At 38.6% G+C, this 17476-nt stretch carries 18 protein-coding genes; 5 read left to right on the forward strand and 13 right to left on the reverse strand.

The annotated features are described in order from the left end of the window. Positions 1 to 8 precede the first annotated feature (8 nt). The 6 genes from ACFX4H_RS13175 to ACFX4H_RS13200 form a co-directional block, all read right to left on the reverse strand. Entirely contained in the window at positions 9 to 1352 is a 1344-nt protein-coding gene (locus ACFX4H_RS13175) for a sensor histidine kinase (protein ID WP_377435551.1), read from the reverse strand. Next, the gene (locus tag ACFX4H_RS13180; protein WP_034304119.1) at positions 1349 to 2050 is read right to left on the reverse strand and encodes a response regulator transcription factor; all 702 of its coding nucleotides are present in this window, start codon (positions 2048 to 2050) and stop codon (positions 1349 to 1351) included. The genes ACFX4H_RS13175 and ACFX4H_RS13180 overlap by 4 nt, the downstream gene beginning before the upstream one ends. A gap of 170 nt (positions 2051 to 2220) precedes the next feature. Then, positions 2221 to 3102 carry a PhzF family phenazine biosynthesis protein gene (locus tag ACFX4H_RS13185; RefSeq protein WP_095393371.1) on the reverse strand — a complete coding sequence of 294 codons (882 nt, stop codon included), beginning with the start codon at positions 3100 to 3102 and terminating at the stop codon, positions 2221 to 2223. 284 nt (positions 3103 to 3386) lie between these two features. Then, positions 3387 to 4106: an alanyl-tRNA editing protein gene (locus ACFX4H_RS13190; protein ID WP_249597180.1), complete on the reverse strand. Its 720-nt coding sequence runs from the start codon at positions 4104 to 4106 to the stop codon at positions 3387 to 3389. After that, positions 4094 to 5143 (reverse strand): threonine aldolase family protein, encoded by a 1050-nt coding sequence (locus tag ACFX4H_RS13195; protein ID WP_241635330.1) that lies wholly within the window; start codon positions 5141 to 5143, stop codon positions 4094 to 4096. The genes ACFX4H_RS13190 and ACFX4H_RS13195 overlap by 13 nt, the downstream gene beginning before the upstream one ends. Position 5144: 1 nt before the next feature. Continuing rightward, on the reverse strand, positions 5145 to 5588 hold the full coding sequence (locus tag ACFX4H_RS13200) for a MarR family winged helix-turn-helix transcriptional regulator (protein ID WP_221408449.1): 444 nt from the start codon (positions 5586 to 5588) through the stop codon (positions 5145 to 5147). Positions 5589 to 5937: 349 nt separating this feature from the next. On the opposite strand from ACFX4H_RS13200, the gene ACFX4H_RS13205 reads away from it, so the two are divergent. Beyond that, positions 5938 to 6153 carry a hypothetical protein gene (locus ACFX4H_RS13205; RefSeq protein ID WP_054399744.1) on the forward strand — a complete coding sequence of 72 codons (216 nt, stop codon included), beginning with the start codon at positions 5938 to 5940 and terminating at the stop codon, positions 6151 to 6153. A gap of 552 nt (positions 6154 to 6705) precedes the next feature. On the opposite strand, the gene ACFX4H_RS13210 is transcribed toward ACFX4H_RS13205, so the two are convergent. Beyond that, the gene (locus ACFX4H_RS13210) at positions 6706 to 7413 is read right to left on the reverse strand and encodes a DNA alkylation repair protein (protein WP_377435554.1); all 708 of its coding nucleotides are present in this window, start codon (positions 7411 to 7413) and stop codon (positions 6706 to 6708) included. A gap of 458 nt (positions 7414 to 7871) precedes the next feature. Here ACFX4H_RS13210 and ACFX4H_RS13215 point away from each other — a divergent pair, with 458 nt between their 5' ends. Further along, a complete protein-coding gene (locus ACFX4H_RS13215; RefSeq protein WP_249597177.1) occupies positions 7872 to 8489 on the forward strand; it encodes a cell wall hydrolase in 618 nt (205 codons plus the stop codon). A gap of 460 nt (positions 8490 to 8949) precedes the next feature. Here the strand turns inward: ACFX4H_RS13215 and ACFX4H_RS13220 are convergent, their stop codons facing one another. The 4 genes from ACFX4H_RS13220 to ACFX4H_RS13235 all read right to left on the reverse strand — a co-directional run bounded on the left by ACFX4H_RS13220 (position 8950) and on the right by ACFX4H_RS13235 (position 11589). Further along, the gene (locus ACFX4H_RS13220; RefSeq protein ID WP_034304131.1) at positions 8950 to 9168 is read right to left on the reverse strand and encodes a hypothetical protein; all 219 of its coding nucleotides are present in this window, start codon (positions 9166 to 9168) and stop codon (positions 8950 to 8952) included. A 422-nt stretch (positions 9169 to 9590) separates the two neighbouring features. Beyond that, entirely contained in the window at positions 9591 to 9995 is a 405-nt protein-coding gene (locus ACFX4H_RS13225; protein WP_048687144.1) for a YbaN family protein, read from the reverse strand. Positions 9996 to 10182: 187 nt separating this feature from the next. Further along, complete coding sequence (locus ACFX4H_RS13230; protein ID WP_283866400.1) at positions 10183 to 10827, reverse strand: MBL fold metallo-hydrolase; 645 nt, start codon at positions 10825 to 10827, stop codon at positions 10183 to 10185. A gap of 216 nt (positions 10828 to 11043) precedes the next feature. Then, positions 11044 to 11589 (reverse strand): TetR/AcrR family transcriptional regulator, encoded by a 546-nt coding sequence (locus ACFX4H_RS13235; RefSeq protein ID WP_034304135.1) that lies wholly within the window; start codon positions 11587 to 11589, stop codon positions 11044 to 11046. 233 nt (positions 11590 to 11822) lie between these two features. Between ACFX4H_RS13235 and ACFX4H_RS13240 the strand changes: the two genes are divergently transcribed. After that, on the forward strand, positions 11823 to 12908 hold the full coding sequence (locus ACFX4H_RS13240; protein ID WP_377435646.1) for an alpha/beta hydrolase: 1086 nt from the start codon (positions 11823 to 11825) through the stop codon (positions 12906 to 12908). A gap of 306 nt (positions 12909 to 13214) precedes the next feature. Beyond that, positions 13215 to 14381: an MFS transporter gene (locus ACFX4H_RS13245; protein WP_377435557.1), complete on the forward strand. Its 1167-nt coding sequence runs from the start codon at positions 13215 to 13217 to the stop codon at positions 14379 to 14381. 412 nt (positions 14382 to 14793) lie between these two features. On the opposite strand, the gene ACFX4H_RS13250 is transcribed toward ACFX4H_RS13245, so the two are convergent. Both ACFX4H_RS13250 and azlC read right to left on the reverse strand, forming a co-directional pair. Continuing rightward, positions 14794 to 15126, reverse strand: coding sequence for a branched-chain amino acid transporter permease (locus ACFX4H_RS13250; RefSeq protein ID WP_034304141.1), 333 nt, complete (start codon positions 15124 to 15126; stop codon positions 14794 to 14796). Next, complete coding sequence (azlC, locus tag ACFX4H_RS13255; RefSeq protein ID WP_262871365.1) at positions 15123 to 15878, reverse strand: azaleucine resistance protein AzlC; 756 nt, start codon at positions 15876 to 15878, stop codon at positions 15123 to 15125. Before azlC ends, ACFX4H_RS13250 begins: the two co-directional genes overlap by 4 nt. Before the next feature lie 188 nt (positions 15879 to 16066). Between azlC and ACFX4H_RS13260 the strand changes: the two genes are divergently transcribed. After that, a complete protein-coding gene (locus tag ACFX4H_RS13260) occupies positions 16067 to 17455 on the forward strand; it encodes an aminotransferase-like domain-containing protein (protein ID WP_377435559.1) in 1389 nt (462 codons plus the stop codon). Positions 17456 to 17476: the final 21 nt, after the last annotated feature.

Genomic DNA, 17476 nt, shown 5'->3' on the forward strand with positions numbered 1-17476 from the left:
ATTCTGGCTTAATTAAATAAAAGAGTAACGATCGTTCCCCTGCCTTCGAGACTGTCCATTTCAATCCGCACATCTATTGCATCAGCAATTTCCTTTGCCACGGAAAGCCCCAATCCTGATCCGCCTTGCTTTCTGTTTCTAGCTTTATCTACACGATAAAAACGATCGAACACTTTTGGCAATTCAGCCTTTGGAATTCCATCCCCTCTGTCTTCGATGCGGATATATGCTTCATTACCTGTTTGTCCTATGTAGACGGAGATTAGCTCGTCACTATACTTTCTGGCATTGTCTAAAAAAATAAACAAAAGCTGTTTTAACTTTTGAACATCCGTTACTGCTTCAATTGCATCGCCACTATAAATCTCCACTGTCCGATTGTACGCATTCTTATATACTTTCGCTAACTCTGCCATGATATCGGACAGATTGACGTTTTCCTTCTCTATATTCCATTTTTCCTGATGCTTTGCAAGCAGGAGCATTTGCTCAGTCATCTCTCTCATTCTAATGGCTTCAGAATGAATGGCCTCTATGGATTCATCAAACAAATCAGGACGCTCCAACCCTTTTCTTTTCAAAAGGCTTGCATAGCTTTCGATGACAGTTAGCGGTGTTTTTAATTCATGTGAAGCATTCGATACGAATTGCTCCTGTTTTTCGAAGTTAGCCTGCAGTAAATCGATCATGTGATTAAATGTTTTTCCCATTTCCACAAGCTCATCCTTTGATTTTTCTTCTAGGCTAAGCCGCTTAAATTGGCCGCTAGTTTGAATTTCCTTCATCGTATCGATCATCGATCGAATCGGACGGGCGATGAAGTTACTAAGAATAGTGCTTGATATCAGAACAGGTATCATGGCAATGATGGTTACTGCGATTAATACGATGCGCAGAACAGCGAGCATTTCTTCGGTTGCTGACATGCTTTTGGTGATTTGAAGATTAACTACACTTCCATCCCCCCAAACGATCGGGTTTGAAACGAATACATACTTTTTCTGCTGATAAGTGATGATCTCGCTCTTCTCACCGGGGTAAAAGCTGCTATTTCGATTGCTTAATTGTTTTTCAGAATTGGATGTAACAGCTGTTCCTTTTCGTTGACCTTCGATTACGATACCAATCATGCCATCTATAGGCAGATAGGCTCGAAGTAAATCATTTGGAGATATATTATTAACATTTTCACTAACATCAAAGGCAATTTTCCCTGTCTCCGCTTTCGCACGATTCATTTCATTCACCATCATCAGATTACTGAAAACAAAATAAATGGAAACATTCATCAAAAGCAGCAGGAAAATGAATAACACCGCTGTATATAAGTTTATTTTCTTGCGAAGTCTCATTTTGCTTCCTTCATGACGTAGCCAACGCCTCTTACGGTATGAATGAGCGGCGTTTCAAAGCCATGTTCGAGCTTTTTGCGAACATAACGGATATACACATCCACCACGTTTGTTTCTCCCTGGAAATCATACCCCCAAACCGCTCCCAGAATTTGATCACGGCTTAGCACCTGACGCTTATTCTTCAGTAAATATAGAAGTAAATCATACTCCTTTGGCGTTAGTTCAATATGGCTATCACCTCTAATGACTTCGCGTGTTTTGACATTCACTTTTAAATCGGCAGTATTTAGCCATCCACCGATTTCAGCTTCCATTGAAGGTGCTGCAGGCCGCATTCTTAAAACCGCACGAATTCGGGCAAGCAATTCCTCAATTTGGAAAGGTTTGGTGATATAGTCATTCGCGCCGAGATCAAGACCGGAAACTTTATCTTCAACCGAGCCTTTTGCCGTTAACAGGATGACAGGAGTGATATTATTCTTCGTTCGAATTTTCCGAAGCAGCTCGATCCCGCTTATACCCGGAAGCATCACATCCAATAAGATCAAATCCCACTTTCTTGATTGATATGCCTCAAGGGCCTCCTTGCCGTCCATTGCCTTTCCGACTTGATAGCCTTCGATTTCAAGCTCCAATTCAAGCAGCCTTAAGATCTTTTCTTCGTCTTCCACGATCAGTACTGATTCTTTATTCATTTGGAAGACCTCCTTTTGTGTGGGACTCTCCCCATTAATTGTCATTCATTTTCAATTTAAATCGATTGGATTATCGGTAAGTATGCCTGTTCGTTCAATAAGAAAAAGGCTGCCTCAGCAACCTTCCCTGTTTTGAAGTAAAGGATTTGTCAGTTGAAAAGGTCAGGTTATTAAAGAAACCATTCACCTTGAGCAATTTTCACTACTTTACCTCCAACATGAACGTCGATTTCCCCATTATCATCACCTGCTTTTAAAAACAATAAAGAAGGTCTTTCGATTTCGTATCCTTGTTCTACGCGAATGTCTATTTCACTTCTTTCAAAATACCCGTATTTAACTAAGTAAGCAGCTAAACATCCATTAGAACTGCCAGTGGCTGCATCTTCGGGGATACCATAATAGTCCGCAAAGTCGCGAACATTCAAATCATTTTTCGAATCATATGTTTCTGGAGAAAAAACCATAATGGCTTTTGCATCCATATGTTCAATTAACTCAAAATATTTTTCTCTATTTATCTTTACTTTTTTAACGGCTTCCAATGATTTTAATGGGACAACAAGCACTGGAAGTCCCGTCGAAACTTCTTGAATGGGGAATCTATCATCTATGTTTTCTTTATGTATATTTAAAACTTCAGAAATTTTATCTGTATCTAAAATCCGGCCAAAAGTTGGTTGATTTTGTTTCATCCATAGAAGCTCTTCTTGATTATTGAATGATACTGTTATCTGTCCACCTTTAAAGTTTAAAATAATGTTATCCAATGGTGCTTCTAATACTTCGTTTTGAATGATATAAGCAGTTCCTATAGTCGGATGTCCAGCAAATGGAACCTCTTCATTAGGTGTAAATATCCGGACATCATAACCGCCATCATTTTTTGAATCAGACAAGATAAAGGTAGTTTCGGAAAAATTAATTTCTTTGGCTATCTGTTGCATTTCTTTATCCGGAATATTCCCAGCGTTTTTAAAAACCGCGAGTTGGTTTCCTGTATATTTTCCATTTGAAAACACATCAACAATAGAATAATTAATCCTCTCCATCAGACTCCCCCTCGTTTACTTTTTAGTTATTTTAACGAATGTCCCAATTATTGCATGTAAATTTTAAAAATTAAAGTCGCTATTTGCCCAGTTAACTCCAAAAAAAAAAGAGCTGCCAGAACAACTCTCATGTTAAAAGCCCTATTTACTTTGTACCTTATTTCAATCTGTTCCTGTCAAAATGATTTTTTTTGGATTTATATTTAGGTTCGATAAACTCCCACCAACTAAAAATAATTGGCGACTTCAAAGGATATGGAGTCCATACTTTTCATTAGCAGAACTTATCCCAATAATTGAATTTTAATCCTTTTTTTCGCGGGTCCTTTTTGTTGAATTTTCATAATAGAAAAGTCTTTAATTTCATTCGTGTTGCCGACGTGGGTTCCCCCGCATGCTTGCTCATCAATATCATTTATTTGAACGATTCGAATTTCGTTAAGAGAAGCTGGAAGTAAATTAATGACCGTTTTAATAACCCCTTCTTTTTGCTCTGCTTCAGCTCTGCTAATTGTTTTCGTGTAAACATTATGGGGTTGTGCCAGTATCTTCTTTATCGATTGTTCCAATTGATCGAATGGTATTTCTTCCATTATTTCAGGAGAGAAAGACAGCTCTAATCTCGCATGCTCTTTTTCAATTTGACTACTTGTAGCTAAAGCATTGTAATGTTGATAAAAATAACCTGAAATGACATGCAATAATGTGTGATACTGCATATTCTGAAACCGCCAAGACCAGTCAATCTGCATTTCTACTGTTTGATTTATGTCCTGTATTGGACGTTCTAGTTCATGAATAATTTCACCATCGACTTTTTTTACTGTTAATATTTTATAAGTTTCATCACCTTGTTTTATGATTCCCCGGTCACAGGGCTGCCCACCGCCGCCTGGATAAAAAATGGTTTGATCGAACACCACAAATCGGTCTTGTATTGAAACAATATTTGCCGAACATTCTTTTAGATAACTATTCTCTAAATATAACTCTATCGTGGCCATTTTTTTGTTTCCTTGATATCCTCTACAAGCATGTCAACATGTTCTTTTTTCGTAGCCCAACTGGTACAAAATCTCACAGCACTGTGTGTAGTATCGACTTTTTCCCAGAAGGAGAATGAATACTTTTTGCCTAATTCCAAAATCACATCTTCCGGCAAGATGGGAAACTGCTGATTTGATGTGGAATCATATCGTAATGAAAATCCATTTTCAACAAATGCTTCTCGAATCATCATTGACATTTCCACGGCATGTTTAGAAATTTCATAGTATAAGCCATCTTCAAATAAGGTTTCAAACTGGATCCCCAAAAGTCTCCCTTTAGCCAGCATTCCTCCCTTTTGCTTGATGAAATAGCGGAAATCCTTTTTCAGGGCATCATTCATAATGACTGCCGCTTCACCAAACATTGCACCAACTTTCGTTCCCCCTATATAAAACACATCACATAGCCTTGCAACATCCGCCAAGGTTAAATCGCTGTCCTGCGAAGCCAAGCCATACCCTAATCTAGCGCCATCCAATACCAATGGCAAACCGCATTCCCGGCAAACATTACTTAATGCTTCCAATTCGGCTTTACTATAAGTCGTTCCATTTTCTGTAGGGTTAGAAATGTAAACCAAGCCTGGCTGTACCATATGCTCATGGGTAACATCATTCCAGTGAGCATCATATAATTCTTTCACTTGTTCAGGTTGAATTTTTCCATCATCACTCGGCAAAGTAAGCACTTTATGACCAGTGGCTTCAATTGCTCCTGTTTCATGTACCGCGATATGCCCGGTAATTGCAGCAATCGCACCTTGATGCGGCCGCAAAATTGAAGCGATAATAGTTGTATTCGTTTGTGTTCCTCCCACTAAAAAGTGTATATCCGCATTCGCGGCATCACACTCTTTTCGAATGTAAGCTCTCGCTTTTTCACAGTGTTCATCCACTCCATATCCGGGTGTTTGTTCTTCATTTGTTTCTATTAATCGGTTCAGAATTCGCTTATGAGCACCTTCTGTATAATCATTTTCAAAACGTATCATCCTATAATCTCCCCAAACCATCCAATTTCTTCTGAATGAACATCATAGAAGCATGGATTTCTTTTATTTCATTTTGTGATAATCCTTTGAATAATCTCACTAATTGTTCATCAGATCTTTCATTAAGCTGATTAAAAAGAGTCATCCCTTCAGGAGTCAACCGAATCAGAATCGTTCTGTTATCCAAGGTCGAGTTTTCCTTCATAACCAGTCCATCTTTTCTTAACTTGTTAATTATTCTGCTCATATAGCTGCGATCAATTTCCAGTTTATCAACTAAATTGTTTGCTATACACTGCTCCATCAAACCAATTTCTAAAATTACCCGTGCCTCAGTGAAAGAATATCCGGTATCCAATATATGCTTATCCAACAAACCAAGTATATTTGTATAAAATCGATTGAATTGCCGGATATCAGCCATGGTATTTTTATTTATATTCATGATTCACTTCCTTTTAGTGGACTTTATCCACTAATACTTTATTCTGATTAGTGGACTTTGTCAACGTTTTTCATAAATCTTTGAATGATCAATCGATACCGCTAGTTTAACCAATTTCAAAAAATTCACTTTTAGGTTGATTGTTTCTTTTCGAGGAAGTTACAATACTTTAGTTAGAAACACTTGTGAAATTTTCCACTTAAACTACCCTCCCTCCATTGTTGAAGAAGAAAATCCATTGACCCATAACTTTTATCTATAAAATTAGAGAATATCTAACACGGGATAAGTTAAGGTGCATAAAATAGGATTGTGATATTTATCTATATTTTTGAAAGGATGTAATATTGTGTATCCTTCTTACACTAACCCACACCATCTCAAACAAGAAACATTGTCACAGGTTGGCCCTTGGGTACAGTATGGTTTAAACGAAGCTCAAAAAACATCTGTCCCTCATGCAATGATGGAAATTGCAGCTATTGCATATCTGATGGGTAAAGGATATGATCCAAGGATGGCGCATCAAATAGTCGAATCATGGGAAGTTAATGAAATGTTTTAACTGCTGTAGCTTTTAAATAAAGATTAATCAAAATGTCCTCTTTAACCCCATATTAGCGTAAATAAAGAAAATCCATTTTGAAAAAGGATTGTTCAAAATGGATTTTCTTGTGATTCATTATTCAGTTGATTACACTGTTTTAAGGTCCACAAAAAAAATCAGGCACCTGTAATGGATACCTTTAAATAGTCGAGCTATCTAGTGTTTCGTTTACTTCATAGAAGTTTTTAAGATCTAGTTTAATACTGCCAGCAGGGATAAAAGCTGAAAGTCTAAAAACACCCGAAAATGGGTCTTATTTTAAACGATAAATTTTACTCGGTCTTCCTCGAGAAGAATAAGATTCCTCACCAATGATTTCTGCTAAGTTATAGTTGGATGGCACGTTGAGCGTTTATTTCTGCTGAGTGAAGTGTTTGCCCATATCCAATACATACATGACTTCAAGTATCATTCACCCCACATTTAGTGTGTATTGGTTCATCAACAAAGAAAAAGGCTGTCTAAGCAACCTCCTTCATTGAAATTACCCTTAATTTTGCAAAACCAATCTTAACATCTTACATGCTTGCGTTTAAAACCAAGCCTTCCTCTACCGACTTCTTTTTGAATACTTTCGTATGCATTTAGAAAACTGGTTTTTTTCTTGTCCCGTTTGACTTCTACGATCCCTATTGCCTTTGCGGTCTCGACTGCCTTTTCATGGAGCGGCAAATAGGAAATCCCCACGGTGGATAGAAAATTATTCATGGCGGATTTCGTTCGTACTGGCGATTCGTAAATCGTATGTTTCACAAGGTCCAGCATATCGGAAATTTTGCTTTCTGAAAATTCAACGTCTAATCGATTCCCCAATAGCCAACAGTAGCAACTCCAGCCCGCTGACATTCTCAGCTCTTCACCGCTTGCAATCCATTTATCGGATACTTCTTGTGCAATATCTGACTCCGATAAAGTTACAGCCACTACATAATCGGACAGCATATAAAAATATGCAGCATCCATCCAGCGATCATAATCAGACTGAGTCATGGCTTTTGGGTCTGCAATGATGCCTGCAAAGTACATGGCATCATAGTTGCCTGTCGAATAAAGCTCTTCAGCTAAATCCTGATTTATTTTTATTTTCCTTACAATTGGTTTCATGGCGCCTGTCGCCACGCCAAAAAGCGGCTCATGCGCACCATTGGATATGTACATTTTTTTAGTTCGTTCTTTACCTAGGTCTTCAAGCTCCTGCATGACCATTTCTACATTCATCGTTAAGCACATCCTTCTATTTGGAGTTTCCCCCCAATATTTTGCCCATCAAATATATATCCCCATTATCCTATAACAGACTGCCATTTGTCAGCACCGTTAAGCACCTGAGTGTTACGCAGGGTTCCACTTGTAAACTTTATAATTCTCGATGTTTTGTTGAACTATCCTGCCTCGATAGTTCCATAAGGGGTCTTGTAGCACCCCATCAAGTTAAAATTTCTTTACGCCTCAAAACGAAAAAAGCTATCTTCAGCAGCATATAGCTTAATTTTTCGTTTTGGGTATAATCCTTTTACTAAGCTTGATGGCGATAGGCGGTACCCAGAAAACAGATGAATTTGTCTGAAGACCCCCTAAAATTTTGGTTTAAAATAGTAATAATGTAATATAAATCTATTTTTCTTGTATGATAAAGTAGAATAGTAGGAAAATGAATCGAAGGGTGGTATTACTTGATGGTAAATGTAAAAAAAATGTCGTTTGTTATTTTTATTTGTTTCATGTTTCTTATACCCAATTCAATCTTTGCTCAAGAAGTTTTACACAATGGAAGTCAAGGACAAGCAGTTTATGACTTACAAGAAAATTTAAAGGAAGCGGGTTACTTTAACAGGCAACCAACAGGGTATTATGGTTCAATTACTGATCATGCGGTGAAACAACTTCAACTAGATTCTGGAATATTGCCAGATGGAGTTTTTGGATACCAAACACAACAAAAATTAAATAGTATTGAAATGATGGCCAGGGTTGTTCATGGAGAAGCTCGAGGAGAAACTTATGAAGGAAAAGTAGCTGTCGCTGCAGTAATTTTGAACCGAATGTCAGCGTCAGGTTTTCCTAAAAATACTTACGATGTTATTTTCCAGACAAATGCTTTTACAGCTGTACATGATGGCCAATATTATTTGACCCCAAATAGCCATTCTTATCGAGCTGTTATTGATGCATTACAAGGTTGGGATCCTACTCATGGTTCTGTTTATTATTATAATCCGATGTCGGCAACAGATGAATGGATTTTCACAAGGGAAACAGTCATTAGAATAGGTAACCACTTATTTGCAAAGTAAAACTAATCTACATACATATTGAGGAATGATATTTATAGTTTCGAATTATTAATATCCCATTATCTATGTCGTGGAGTATAGTTGAAAGGTCGGGCAGTATTTGCCCGACCTTTTTGGCGGTACCCCTGAAGAAAAATTTTGCCTTAAAGACAGCTCCGATCTTCAGCTAACGTACCCGTTAGCCATCCATGAATCGCAAAGAACCTATATTGATGATAGTACTATATAAGAAAAGCGAAACTTCTTCCAGAAACGCGCCCTATTCTGGAAGAAGTTTTTTATGTTAATTTCTCCTCAAACCTCAAACATCTTTTGGTTGCGTCAACTTCATCGTTTCACTGTTCCAGCCACTACGTTTGTTGAACTATCCTGCCCCTTTTATTCCATAAGAACTGATCGACATAGCTCTTTATAGAACCGAATTAACAAGGTTTTTACTAAAAATGCAAAGCCATGGACTTTACATCCCCCCACTTATAGGGGCTTTTTCATGGGTACCGATCAGGTATTGTCGGAATACATCATTAAAATATCCTACATCAATAATTGCTTTTTCTCCTTTATAAGGACATTGGATATGCGTCAGCTGAAGTGATTCATTTATGATGACCAAGTCTATTGCGTCTAATTCTTTTTTGCAGCACGAACATTTCACAGCTAGTAATTTTTCTTTTTCCATTAAAGAAGCCCCCTTTTATAAATAGGTATTCTTTATGTCTAGTTGCTAATCCTACCTGTTCACACAACCGTCAAAAATTCCTTTTTCCATTAAGTATTCAGTTGGTTCATCATAGCTTGTTTAACTAACCTGCCGCGATAGTCCCATAAGGAAAAGCTGCCTTAAAGACGCTCTAAACTTCAGCTAACGCACCCATTATTAGCAAAAAAACCACCATTCGGCGCTCTGGTTCTCAACTTATGTACCTGTTTGTTGAATAAACTTTTATAATCCATTAACCTGGAATACCATCCTCATTAAAGCAAACGATACCTCCCTTCTTTACCAAATTTATATATATATTTTTTTTTATTATTGAAATATCCTCCTTCTTTAGAACCATGAGAAAAAGAGCTGCCGAAGCAACTCCTTTATTTGAAGGTTCAAAACGCTCTTTTTTCCGTACCGTTTCGATCAATTGTCTTAATTTTTTTAATGAAATAATAATGTTTGTAGAGGGCGAGTACGACCAATAAGATTTTCACCAATAGGATGTCCACATAAAATACAGAAATCACGATGAAGAAATCGGCAATTAAATTGATTCTTATTTTCTCTCTTCGGGTCATGCCTTTTTTTTGCAGGAATGCTTCAACGTATTTTTCATATAATGAGGTGCTCTTGAACCAGTTTTCAATCGACTTGGAGCTTTTAGCAAAGCAAAAGGCAGCAAATAAGTAAAACGGACCGCCTGGCAGAACTGGTAACACAGTCCCTGCGATACCAATCAAAAGAGATATGGCCCCAAGAAGAAAGAATAGGATACTTTTTACTTTTTTTATTGTCATCACCTTTTTATTTATATTCTATCTCCTTATAACGTAAAGAGGAAGCTTAATTGATTCAATTCATTGATTAGTATCTTCCCTTTTTGTTCTTGAACTAACCTGTCCTTTCGTTATTAACAGGATCTCTTATCAATTCGCAACATTTTTTAGCATCGCAATCATTGTGATTCACATCGCAGCCTTATATTCATTCATAGAGCATGGTAACGACACCAGCATATTCCGGCAAATTTTCTTTGGAAATATCCAATGTCTTAACTTCTGTTGTTCGCTTTCCGGAAATCTGAAGAAACTTATCTACCTTTGAAAACATCAAGCCAACAACCGACAATGACTTTGTTCTATAATGCATGGGAATCGTAATAGTAGATTTCAATTGACGCATTACTTGAGTGGCTTCTAGGGCATTAATCGTGACTGTACCTCCTACAGGAATGATGAGAACATCCACTTTTCCAATTTCATTTATTTGTTCTTCTGATAATAGATGCCCTAAATCTCCGCAGTGACAGATGGTCAGATCGTCCATTTGGAAACGATATAAAATATTGGGGCCTCTCTTCTCGCCATTTACCTTGTCGTGAAATGTCTTAAATCCTCTAATTCTTACATCTTCGCGGATGTATTCCTTCGGCTCATTCACAAGCAAGTAATCACCTGTTGCAGCTTGAATTTTATTGTGATCGAAATGATTATGGGTAACGGCGACTATATCTGGTTCAACGCTTGGCATACGGTAACGGATGAAGCGATAATATGGATCAATAAGAATCCTGGTTCCTCTTTCGGATGTTAGTAAAAAGGCAGAATGTCCAAACCATTTTATTTTCATACTAAAATTCTCCTTACTATGCAATTGATTTGAAATCAAGCAACTTTTAAGGAACCTTGGACTACAGTTAAAAATATATTCCATTTATTATAATTCCACTATTCCTGTAATAGTCCTTCTACACCAATCTATCCCTTTTGTTCCATAAAAAAAGAGATGCCTTATAGACACCCCTTTTCTTACAGAGACAACTATCCCAGGTAAGTTTCTCATTAGTTATACAATCCTCTCTAACAAATCCCCCACTTTTTCTGCCATGGCACGAGGTGGATAAGGCATTCCATTCTTTAACCACCATTCCACTACCCCTACGTAAGCATTTGCAACAAATTGAACAATTACATCTTCATTTTGATCGGAATTTTTCCCTTTTGTTATGTCCACATCTTTCTTGAACTCTTCGATATTGAACTTAAGGAACTGACTGCGAAAATATGGAGCTCCTTCACTCGCTAACATCGTCGAAAAGAATAAATAATTGCTCTTAAAATATTCCATACAGTGTACAGTCGATTCTATATAATCCATTTCAGCTGCCGATTCACAAAAATTACTCATGTTGTTTATATGTTCTTCCATGATTTTATCTAATAGATCAAATTTATCTAAGTAATGCAGATAGATGGTTCCTCGATTAACATTTGCTCTGTCTGCAATATGCTGAATGGTAATGTCATCAAAACTTTTTTCGGACATCAGTTCAATGAGAGCCTTTTTAATGGCTTCTTGGCTTTTGGTTATTCTTCTGTCTACTTTCGGCATTGTTTGGTCACCAAACTTTCCTAAAAATAATCAACAATTTTTATTGATTTGTTGAGTAATCAACGAATTGCGTTCATTTAACCATTGAGAGCATCCTGTTTCTATTTAATAATTATAAACAGATGTTGATTAATCAATCAATGAGGATTTCTTTTTGAACGAGGGCAATGTACACCATGATAGTCACAAAAGAATTTTTTTCAAAAAAATTAAGAAAGGGTGTTGTTTTAAAAATGAATAAAAGAACGATTATCAGGCGTGTACTCACAATGATAGCACTGGGCTTACTTTTATCCGTGACCATCATTGCACCCAAGGCCGGCGTTGGCGCTGCATACACGCCAGACATGACGAATGGGGCAGACAACTTTTACAAAAGCAACAAGGTAACCATGAAGAAGGTTACGTTTAAAAACCAATACAACATGAATGTCGCAGGGAACCTTTTCATACCCAAAGGTTTGAAGAAGAACACCAAAAATCCCGCAATCATTGTCGGGCATCCTATGGGCGCAGTAAAAGAACAAAGTGCGAATTTGTATGCCGCTAAAATGGCTGAACGGGGATTTGTTACTTTGTCCTTGGATTTGTCTTTCTGGGGAGAGAGTGAGGGTCAGCCCCGCAACGCAGTTTCGCCGGATATCTATGCCGAGGATTTCAGTGCTGCGGTGGATTTCCTAGGCACTCGGCCTTTTGTTGACAAAGATCGGATTGGTGTTCTCGGGATTTGCGGCAGCGGGAGCTTTGTCATCAGCGCAGCCAAGATCGACCCGCGTATGAAAGCCATTGCGACAGTCAGTATGTACGACATGGGTGCCGCCAACCGTAACGGGCTTAAACACTCGCAGACTCTTGAGCAGAGAAAGAAGATTCTCGAAGAGGCAGCGGAGCAACGCTATGTGGAGTTCACAGGCGGTAAAACCAAATACACCAGCGGGACAGTACATGAACTGAATGAAAACTCAACGGCGATTGAACGTGAGTTTTATGACTTCTACCGCACTCCAAGAGGTGAATTCACTCCCAAGGGCACATCGCCGGAACGGACGACACACCCTACTCTGACCAGTAACGTCAAATTCATGAATTTTTACCCGTTCGAAGACATAGAGACGATTTCCCCTCGTCCGATGCTTTTCATCACGGGTGAAAACGCTCATTCCAGAGAGTTCAGCGAAGACGCCTACAAGCTGGCGGCCGAACCGAAGGAACTCTACATTGTTCCGGGCGCAGGTCATGTGGATCTGTACGACCGGGTGAATTTAATCCCCTTTGATAAGCTCGAGTCCTTCTTCAAAGAAAATCTGAAGAAGAAATAAGGCCTGTATGAATCGCAGCGAGCTTTGCGTGCAATGTTACTTTGAGTGAAACCACTGTGTGAGTCCTGCAAATCTTGTCGGGACTCACACTTTTTTGTCTGAATTCCATACGTAATGCATGGAATTCAGCTATTTTTTATATGGCCTTTGGATATGTCTTATTAAACTAGGGGAAATTGAATCGGGAGTAGATATCAACAGTGATTTTACCGTTACAATTTAAAAAGTTGACCTAATTGATAAATGTAAGATGACTCCTATCGCTACTAGAAAATGACACTTTCCTGAAAGAAGGAAATCTATTTTATGACTAAACCAAATAACTTACTTATCTTTATATTAACCATCGGTGTTTTCGGAATCATCAATACTGAAATGGGGGTAATTGGCATCTTGCCTTCCATTGCCGATCACTTTCATGTCAGCATCTCAAAAGCAGGATTGCTTGTGAGTCTTTTTGCACTTGCTGTAGCTGTATCCGGTCCGACTTTGCCGTTATTATTTGCGGGTATGAACCGGAAGAAGGTCATGCTGCTTGTGCTAGGTGTTTTCGTTTTGGGGAACATCGTATCCATATTTACAACTAACTTTACCCTTGCATTAGTTGCCCGTATAGTTCCAGCCTTTTTTCATCCGATTTACTGTTCATTGGCTTTTACCGTAGCGGCCGACTCCGTCAGCAAGGAGGAAGCCCCAAAAGCTGTTTCTAAAGTTTTTATCGGAGTATCCGCTGGAATGGTAGTCGGTGTACCCATCGTAAGTTTTATTGCTAATGCCGTTTCGATTGAAATGGCGATGGCATTCTTTGCGATTGTTAATGCGATTGTATTTCTTGCTACATTGGTTTTTGTACCATCCATGCCTGTTGAGGAAAAACTTTCTTACGGAGCGCAATTATCCGTATTAAAAAAATCAATTACATGGCTATCCATTGTGGCTGTCATTCTATTGAACTCAGCCGTATTTGGAGTTTATAGCTATCTTACTGAGTATCTGAAAACTGTTACGAATATGTCTTCGAACACAATCAGTTTAATGTTACTCATTTACGGTGGTGCCAATATTATTGGAAACATCGCGGCAGGGAAGCTGCTTACTAAAAATGCGAACAAATCTGTAGTGATTTTCCCTTTTGCATTGGGAGCAGTTTACATCATATTATTCTTATTTGGACAGTTCACCATTCCTATGGCTATCCTTACATTAATTTGGGGGATTTTAGCTGGTATAGGGGGTAATATCAATCAATACTGGATCATGTCTTCAGCCCCCGAATCTCCTGATTTCGCTAATGGACTATTTTTAACAGCGGTTAACTTGGGAACGACAATCGGTGCTGCAGCAGGTGGATTATTCATATCAGAGCTGGGGACACAATACGTGGTATTCGTGGGTTTACTATCATTGTTATTAAGTTCAGTAATGATTTTCCTAAGAAACTACAAGTTTACTCCTACACAACAACTTTCCTGAGTATGAAAAGGCTAGGCATGCCCACTGCCTAGCCTTTTCAGCGATTCAGAATAACCGATCCATTTCAGGATTGCTGGAAAGAGGATTGATTAATGTTTCAATAACTTATGAAGAAATGCATGTAACTACCCTGCCCTAAAATGCCATAAGAAAAAGCTGCCTTAAAGACAGCTCTGCTCGTAAACTATTAGTGCTTAATTTTGTTCATCAAGTTCTATAAAATAATGATCTTTTCGGTATGACACTGCCTCTATGGCTGGATCAGGTTTTGCTCATGCAGAACCTCTATCCGATAAAATCCTGTCCGATGGTTTCGTTTGACTTCCGTTGCACGGGCCACTAAACCTGCCCCTTCCAATTCCATTGATATCAGTAATTGTGACGTGAGTTGGCTGTGCTGATCATTATCTCTTTAAAAAACCAATTGAATCAGCATCATGTAGACAATCGTTCCCCCCGCTATCGAGAGGAGCATCATTTTCTTCCAAACGTGAAGCAGGGCAACTACCGCCACCCCAATGAATTCAGGAATGCCATGACTACCGGATTGCAGGCTTACATCCTTTAAACAATAAATGATTAAAAGCCCAATTACTGCGGATGGCAGCATTTTACCGAGATACTGTACATACTTCGGTGTGGGTTTACCTGATGGGAAAACGATGAAGGGAAGAAATCTTGTAAGCATTGTGCCTAAAACAACCATCGCAATTGTAATGATTTGCTGCGTTAAAGTCATTGTCATATGGTTCTCACCTCAACTTTCTCTAACGGCTTTCTAAGTAAGGTAAGTAGCCCCAAAATGGCAAACATGGCAGGGATAATGAAATTGCTTCCGCCAAAAATAATAAGGCAGACAGCTGACAGGCCAAGCCCAGCGAGAGCACTATGATGGTTTTTCTCTTTCATCCATTGTTCAATGAAAATCACGACAAAGAGAGCCGTCATAACAAAATCGAGTCCTTCTGTATTGAATTTGACAAAAGAGCCAAAAATGCCGCCAATCGCTGCTCCTATCACCCAATAGCAATGATTGAGCATTGTCACGAAAAACATGAACCAGCCCTTATCCACATCCTTCGGTACATCAACAGTACAATTGATGGAAAAAGACTCATCGCAAAGTCCAAAAATCAGATACAGCTTTTTCTTACCGGTCCCCCTATATTTATCAAGCATGGATATGCCATAAAACAAATGCCGTGCATTCACCATTAAGGTTAGAAAAAGGGCGTTAATCGGATTGAACGCGACAAGCAATAAATTGGCTGCAATAAACTCCATCGAGCCTGCAAATATCGTTAGACTCATCAATATCGGGTAAATCGCGCTGAACCCTAATGAATTCATAAAGATCCCATAAGCGATGCCTAAAAATAAAAAGCCTGCCAAAATGGGCACTGTGTACGGAAAAGCCGCACGAAATGCTGGTATCAGTTGAGTTCGTTTTTTCATATAAATCACATCCTGATGGCTAAATTTATTTAAACTTAACATACAAAATCCGTACAAAAAACAAGTTAATTGTATGGATTACAATTAAAATAAAATTCCCCCATTTTATCAAAATGAGGGAGTCTGATAGGCTAATCACCTTATATTCTTTTAGAGCCGACCGTTTCAGCATTAGAATTCCATACAAAAAATGATATGATTGTATGGAATAAGACTAGGAGAGGTGAAGTATGCCAGTAAATTCGTTTGACAATTATCCAATGTCCTGGAAACCTGATAAGAATGCATTAAAGCGTCCTTTTTATAAATCTCTCGCATCATTACTTGAACAAGATATAATAAATGGTTTTTTAGCACCTGGAACCAAGTTGCCCCCTCAACGAGAATTGGCAGATTTTCTTGACTTAAACTTCACCACGATTACCCGATCCTACAAATTATGCGAGGTAAAGGGATTGATATATGCCGTTACGGGAAGCGGAACCTTTGTGGCTCCCAATGCCACTCGTTCCATAACCATTTCCGCGGATAAAACGGCAAACAGCATCGATCTTGGTTTTGTGGCATCTTTTGAACAAACCAATGATATCGTTTCAGAAACTTTACAAAAAACCGTCAACAAAAGTTATTTGGAGCAGCTGCTGAATTACAACGATCCGACTGGGATTCCACATCAAAAAACAGCAGCTCTAAACTGGATGGAATCTTTCGGCATTCACGCGGATCAAGAGCATATAGCAATCGTTTCCGGTGCCCAAAATGCATTGGCTGTTGCCCTCGCTGCTTTGTTTGAGCCTGGTAATAGAATTGCAACCGACTTATATACCTATTCAAACTTTATCGAGCTGGCAAAGATGTTTCATATTAAGTTAGTGCCCATTCACGGAGACCAGTTTGGAATGCTGCCAGATGAACTTGAAAAGCAATGTTGTCAAACAAATATTGACGGGATATTTCTGATGCCCTCCTGCAACAATCCGACCACAATCATGATGTCGGATATTCGAAAGCAAGAATTGGCAGCGGTCATCCGAAAGCATCGTTTAATTTTGATTGAGGATGATATTCATGCATTCCTGACGGCAGGCATTATCCCCGACTACCGGCAGCCGATGTTCCATTTGCTTCCGGAACAGAGCGTTTATATTTGCGGCACCTCTAAGTCCATATGTTCCGGATTAAGAGTTGCCTATATGGTTTATGGAGAAACAATACGCGAGAAAATTTCCCAGGCCATTTTCAACATAAATGTAAAGACCTCTTCTTTTGATGCAGAGGTCATCACAGAGCTAATCCTATCAGGAAAGGCTCATGAAATTGTTTCTCATAAGAAACGGCTTGCACAGACTGCAAATGATATTTATTCGGAATATTTCCCCTTAAGAAAGGATGTCGGACATCCTCTCAGTCTATATCGCTGGCTTCCAATTAAAGGGCATAACGATGCGTTACAGATGGAAACCAATTTGAAAAGGCGCGGCATTCGGGTTTTTCATTCCAATCGTTTTCAAAGCGGGCAAACCACCCCTGATATGTATTTGCGTATTGCACTTTCTTCCACAAACTCATTCGATGAGTTAAAAATAGGATTAGAAATATTAAAGCAGTATCTAGGCTGATTTAAGTCTAGTAAAAAAAAC

The sequence above is a fragment of the Peribacillus sp. YIM B13477 genome (genome assembly GCF_042787955.1).
In the GTDB taxonomy this organism is placed as follows: Bacteria; Bacillota; Bacilli; order Bacillales; family DSM-1321; genus Peribacillus; species Peribacillus frigoritolerans.

What these genes read in the sequence shown, in the direction of transcription:
- ACFX4H_RS13250 (WP_034304141.1), bottom strand. Translation starts at nt 15,126, where the DNA reads ATGACAATGACTTTAACGCAGCAAATCATTACAATTGCGATGGTTGTT.
- ACFX4H_RS13220 (WP_034304131.1), bottom strand. Translation starts at nt 9,168, where the DNA reads ATGGAAAAAGAAAAATTACTAGCTGTGAAATGTTCGTGCTGCAAAAAA.
- ACFX4H_RS13230 (WP_283866400.1), bottom strand. Translation starts at nt 10,827, where the DNA reads ATGAAAATAAAATGGTTTGGACATTCTGCCTTTTTACTAACATCCGAA.
- ACFX4H_RS13175 (WP_377435551.1), bottom strand. Translation starts at nt 1,352, where the DNA reads ATGAGACTTCGCAAGAAAATAAACTTATATACAGCGGTGTTATTCATT.
- ACFX4H_RS13240 (WP_377435646.1), top strand. Translation starts at nt 11,823, where the DNA reads ATGAATAAAAGAACGATTATCAGGCGTGTACTCACAATGATAGCACTG.
- ACFX4H_RS13200 (WP_221408449.1), bottom strand. Translation starts at nt 5,588, where the DNA reads ATGAATATAAATAAAAATACCATGGCTGATATCCGGCAATTCAATCGA.
- azlC (WP_262871365.1), bottom strand. Translation starts at nt 15,878, where the DNA reads ATGTTAAGTTTAAATAAATTTAGCCATCAGGATGTGATTTATATGAAA.
- ACFX4H_RS13215 (WP_249597177.1), top strand. Translation starts at nt 7,872, where the DNA reads ATGGTAAATGTAAAAAAAATGTCGTTTGTTATTTTTATTTGTTTCATG.
- ACFX4H_RS13225 (WP_048687144.1), bottom strand. Translation starts at nt 9,995, where the DNA reads ATGACAATAAAAAAAGTAAAAAGTATCCTATTCTTTCTTCTTGGGGCC.
- ACFX4H_RS13190 (WP_249597180.1), bottom strand. Translation starts at nt 4,106, where the DNA reads ATGGCCACGATAGAGTTATATTTAGAGAATAGTTATCTAAAAGAATGT.
- ACFX4H_RS13210 (WP_377435554.1), bottom strand. Translation starts at nt 7,413, where the DNA reads ATGAATGTAGAAATGGTCATGCAGGAGCTTGAAGACCTAGGTAAAGAA.
- ACFX4H_RS13260 (WP_377435559.1), top strand. Translation starts at nt 16,067, where the DNA reads ATGCCAGTAAATTCGTTTGACAATTATCCAATGTCCTGGAAACCTGAT.
- ACFX4H_RS13245 (WP_377435557.1), top strand. Translation starts at nt 13,215, where the DNA reads ATGACTAAACCAAATAACTTACTTATCTTTATATTAACCATCGGTGTT.
- ACFX4H_RS13180 (WP_034304119.1), bottom strand. Translation starts at nt 2,050, where the DNA reads ATGAATAAAGAATCAGTACTGATCGTGGAAGACGAAGAAAAGATCTTA.
- ACFX4H_RS13185 (WP_095393371.1), bottom strand. Translation starts at nt 3,102, where the DNA reads ATGGAGAGGATTAATTATTCTATTGTTGATGTGTTTTCAAATGGAAAA.
- ACFX4H_RS13195 (WP_241635330.1), bottom strand. Translation starts at nt 5,143, where the DNA reads ATGATACGTTTTGAAAATGATTATACAGAAGGTGCTCATAAGCGAATT.
- ACFX4H_RS13235 (WP_034304135.1), bottom strand. Translation starts at nt 11,589, where the DNA reads ATGCCGAAAGTAGACAGAAGAATAACCAAAAGCCAAGAAGCCATTAAA.